The organism is Dermacoccus sp. UBA1591 (assembly GCF_002322065.1).
GTDB lineage: Bacteria > Actinomycetota > Actinomycetes > Actinomycetales > Dermatophilaceae > Dermacoccus > Dermacoccus nishinomiyaensis.
Genome location: NZ_DCNR01000115.1, coordinates 25,350 through 28,978 on the forward strand (window position 1 = coordinate 25,350; position 3,629 = coordinate 28,978).

General features: G+C 70.4%; 5 protein-coding genes. 2 read left to right on the forward strand and 3 right to left on the reverse strand.

Features of this window, described 5'->3' with window-relative positions; translation table 11 throughout:
* The 3 genes from B2284_RS13260 to B2284_RS13270 all read right to left on the reverse strand — a co-directional run.
* The coding region (locus B2284_RS13260; protein WP_286697631.1) for a DUF1345 domain-containing protein at positions 1-386 on the reverse strand (386 nt) is incomplete at its 3' end.
* A gap of 139 nt (positions 387-525) precedes the next feature.
* A complete protein-coding gene (locus B2284_RS13265) occupies positions 526-1,263 on the reverse strand; it encodes an ABC transporter permease (protein WP_136788601.1) in 738 nt (245 codons plus the stop codon).
* Positions 1,260-1,985, reverse strand: coding sequence for an ABC transporter ATP-binding protein (locus B2284_RS13270; protein ID WP_136788602.1), 726 nt, complete (start codon positions 1,983-1,985; stop codon positions 1,260-1,262). The genes B2284_RS13265 and B2284_RS13270 overlap by 4 nt, the downstream gene beginning before the upstream one ends.
* 38 nt (positions 1,986-2,023) lie before the next feature.
* On the opposite strand from B2284_RS13270, the gene B2284_RS13275 reads away from it, so the two are divergent.
* Both B2284_RS13275 and B2284_RS13280 read left to right on the forward strand, forming a co-directional pair.
* On the forward strand, positions 2,024-2,614 hold the full coding sequence (locus B2284_RS13275; RefSeq protein WP_170957235.1) for a TetR/AcrR family transcriptional regulator: 591 nt from the start codon (positions 2,024-2,026) through the stop codon (positions 2,612-2,614).
* A gap of 251 nt (positions 2,615-2,865) precedes the next feature.
* Positions 2,866-3,423 (forward strand): hypothetical protein, encoded by a 558-nt coding sequence (locus B2284_RS13280; RefSeq protein WP_136788604.1) that lies wholly within the window; start codon positions 2,866-2,868, stop codon positions 3,421-3,423.
* The last annotated feature ends 206 nt before the right edge of the window (positions 3,424-3,629 follow it).

Sequence of the window (3,629 nt, forward strand, 5' to 3'; positions counted from 1 at the left end):
GACGCGACGACGCTCGCCGTCCCGAGCACGGCCTCGGCGGTACCTGCCTTGTGCTTGCCCGCGACGAGGAGCAGTCCGACCCCTGCGAGGCTCGCCATCGTCGCGATGATGACGGTGGCGTCCGCTCCGGCGACGCTCGGGTCCTCCTCGCGGGCGTGCTCGGCGGCCTGCGTCGGGTTCATGCCGCGCACGATCAGCCACGTCCACGCACCGAAGACGATCGCGCCGACCGTCCACCCCGTCATGACGTCGAACGCGATCGTCCGATCAGCAACGGCGATCGTGACGAACGCCGCGAGCACACCGACGATCACGCTGATCGCCAGCCGAAACCCGGTGCGGCGCGTGAGAGCTCGGCGGTGGGCGGTGGCGCTCGGATGATTCATGCCGTCATTATCCCGCGGCCGCCTCATCCCGCACCCGCGTCAGCGTGGCGCGGACGTCCGGGCGCGGCGACACGCCCACAGCATCGTCAGGACGCGGCGTCAGAATGTGGCGACGGCAGCGCGCCGCCGGGGCGTGCCGTCAGGGGGTGCGCCGACGCAACGTCAGCGCACCGCAGCCGAGCAACGCGAGGGCGAAGAGCGTGACGATGCCGAGGTCTCCCATCATGGAGGCGCTCGAGTCGCCGCGCGCCACCTCCGTCATCGCGTCGACGGCGTAGGACAGCGGCAGCACGTCGGAGACGAGTTCGAGCGCACGCGGCAGGTGATCGCGGGGGATGAACAGCCCACAGACGAGCACCTGCGGGATGACGAGCGCCGGCATGAACTGCACGGCCTGGAACTCGGTCCGTGCGAACGCGCTGACGAACAGCCCCAGGGCCGTGCCGAGGACGGCGTCGACGACCGCGATGAGTCCGAGCATCCACAGGCTCCCCCCGATGTCGAGGCCCAACCCGAAGACGCTGAGCAGCACAGCGAGCCCCGCCTGCACGCAGGCGACGAGACCAAAGGCGAGGGCATAGCCGAGCAGGAGGTCGACGCGCCCCATCGGCATGGCGAGCAGTCGTTCGAGTGTGCCTGACGTGCGTTCGCGCAGGGTGGTCACCGACGTCACGAGGAACATGACGGTGAAGGGGAACAGCGCGAGCAGCTGCGGCGCGATGTGATCGAAGGTGTGGCCGGGCGCGTCGTCGAACACCCACGCGAGCAGCGCCATCAGCGCGCACGGCATGACGAGCAGCAGCGCGAGGGTCCGGCGGTCGCGACGCAGCTGCGTCAGCACGCGACGAGCGACGGCGAGGGTGATGCGCGGGGTCATCGGACGATCTCCAAGAAGGCGGATTCGATGCTCTCGCAACCGGTTTCGGCTTTGAGGCGCGACGGCGTCGAGTCGGCGAGCAACTCGCCGTCCCGCATGAGGAGCAGACGGTCGCAGTGATCCGCCTCGTCCATGACGTGGCTCGAGACGAGCAGTGTCGCTCCGTCGGCGGCAAGGTCGGCGAAGAGGTGCCACAGGTCTCGACGCAGCACCGGGTCGAGGCCGACGGTCGGTTCGTCGAGCACGAGCAGGTCGGGGGTCCGCAGCAGCGCCACGGCGAGGCTGACGCGGGAGCGCTGCCCGCCGCTGAGGTCGCGAACGAGCTGATCCCCTCGTTCGTGCAGGTCGACGGCGTGCAGCGCGCTGTCGATGTCGGCCTCCCGGGCGTCGAGCACGGAGGCGAAGAAGTGCAGGTTCTCGCGGATCGTCAGGTCGTCGTAGACGCTGGCTGCCTGGGTCACGTACCCGATGCGGGCACGGTTGCGTGCGTGCCCGGCGGGGTTGCCCAGCACGTCCAGAGTGCCGCTCACTTCATCCTGGACGCCGACGATCGCCCGCATGAGCGTCGACTTGCCGCACCCTGACGGCCCGAGCAGACCGGTGATCCGACCGGCCGGCACGGCGAAACTCAAGCCTTGGAGGACGGCTCGCTTGTTGCGTACGACGCGCAGGTCGGCCGCGTGGACGGCGGGCGGTCGCTCGAGCGGCGGTGTCTGTGACATGCCTCCAGCGTGCCGTCGAGATGGGGCAGAATGCGAACGTGGTCAATTCTTCGCGCGGCCGTCCCGCGGGCGGCGGTGACGCCCGGGAACGCCTCCTCGAGGCTGCAACAGAGCTGTTCGTGGCCCAGGGCTACACTCGCACGTCCTCCCGCAGCATCGCGGCCAAGGCCGGCGTCTCGCACACACTGGTCAATTACTACTTCGGCTCCAAGGAGGGGCTGTTCGCCGAGGTGATGGCGATCAACCTGCGCCCGTCGCTCGTCATCGCCTCGGCCTTCGGTGGCCCGGCGCGTCGCCCGCTCGAGCGGGCCCAGCACATCCTCGCGACGGCGATGGCGGTGTGGGATCAACCGCAGGTTCGCGACTCGATCAGCGCGCTCATCGGCGACTCAATCGCCGATGAAGCCGTCCGAGCGTCCGTGGCCGATTTCTTCGCCGGCGAGATCCTCGGGCACCTGCGCGAGCAGGTCGACGGGCCGGATGCCTCACGTCGCGCTCTCGGGCTGGCCGGCACGATGGCCGGCATCATCTTCACCCGATACGTCATGCGCATCGAACCCTTCGCCTCGATGGCGCAGCACGAGGTCGTCCGCACCTTCGCGCCGTCGCTCGCGGTTCATCTGCGCTGAGCCGGCCCGTCCGTGACGGCGCAGCCCGGCGCTCAGCTCACCGCCGCCAACGGTGCCCGCAACGGGGCGCCGTTCGAGTTGAACTGAACGCGCGCCGGCGTCGACCGTGGGACCGTGGGCTGCCGGCCGGCGACCGCGCGGCCACATCCACCCCGGTGCGCCGTCGATGGACGTACCGTGGCAGACCAGGACGAGCAAGCCCTGTTCACCATGCGCCGTCGGGCGCCCGACGAGCACCCCAGGAGATGACGATGACAGGACCGCAGCCCACGGCCCCGGGGGGCGTTTCTCAGAGTGACGTGCGCAAGGCCATCGCGATCGCGCGCATGGTGCTGCTCCTGTGCGCGCTCGGCGCCGCCGGCGTCCTGCCCACGGGTGCCGCTGCGCTGGCGTGGCGCAAAGGCCAGGACACCGTCTCCGTCCCATTCACGGCGGCACTCGCCTTCGTCGTCGTCCTGGCCGCCGTGTACCTCTTCGTGGAATCGCTCCGCTTCCTCCCGCCGATGGTCGCCACCCTCGGCGGGGTCGTGCTGATGACGGCCGCGCTCATCGGCGGCATCGTGCTCGCCATGCGACCCGGCAGCCCCGGCATCGTGGTGACGCCGGCCGCGATGGTCGGGGTCGCCGTGGTCATGTTCGCCCTCATGCAACTGACCGCGCTCGTGATCGCGAGGTGGCTGCGCCGCCACAACCGCGGCCAGGGCGCGAAGGCCGTGACGGGGGTCGTCGGCACCATGCTCCTGATCGCTGTCGGACTGGCCGTCGCCTTGGTGCTCGATCCCGACGGGAAGTACCTGCAGCGCTACTGACCGAGCCTGCCCGCCGGCAGCTGACCGGCCCTGTCACTCAACCGCCGGCTCGCTCCTGCGGCCCGCCATCCCCGCACCGAAATCCCACACGCCGTGCACGAGCGCCGGGACGGCGAGATGCCCGCTCTGCCGGAACAGCGAATGTTCGCCGAGCCCGATGACGGCCGTCACGCCCGTCTGCCGGATCGCCCCCCGCAGCGGCTCCC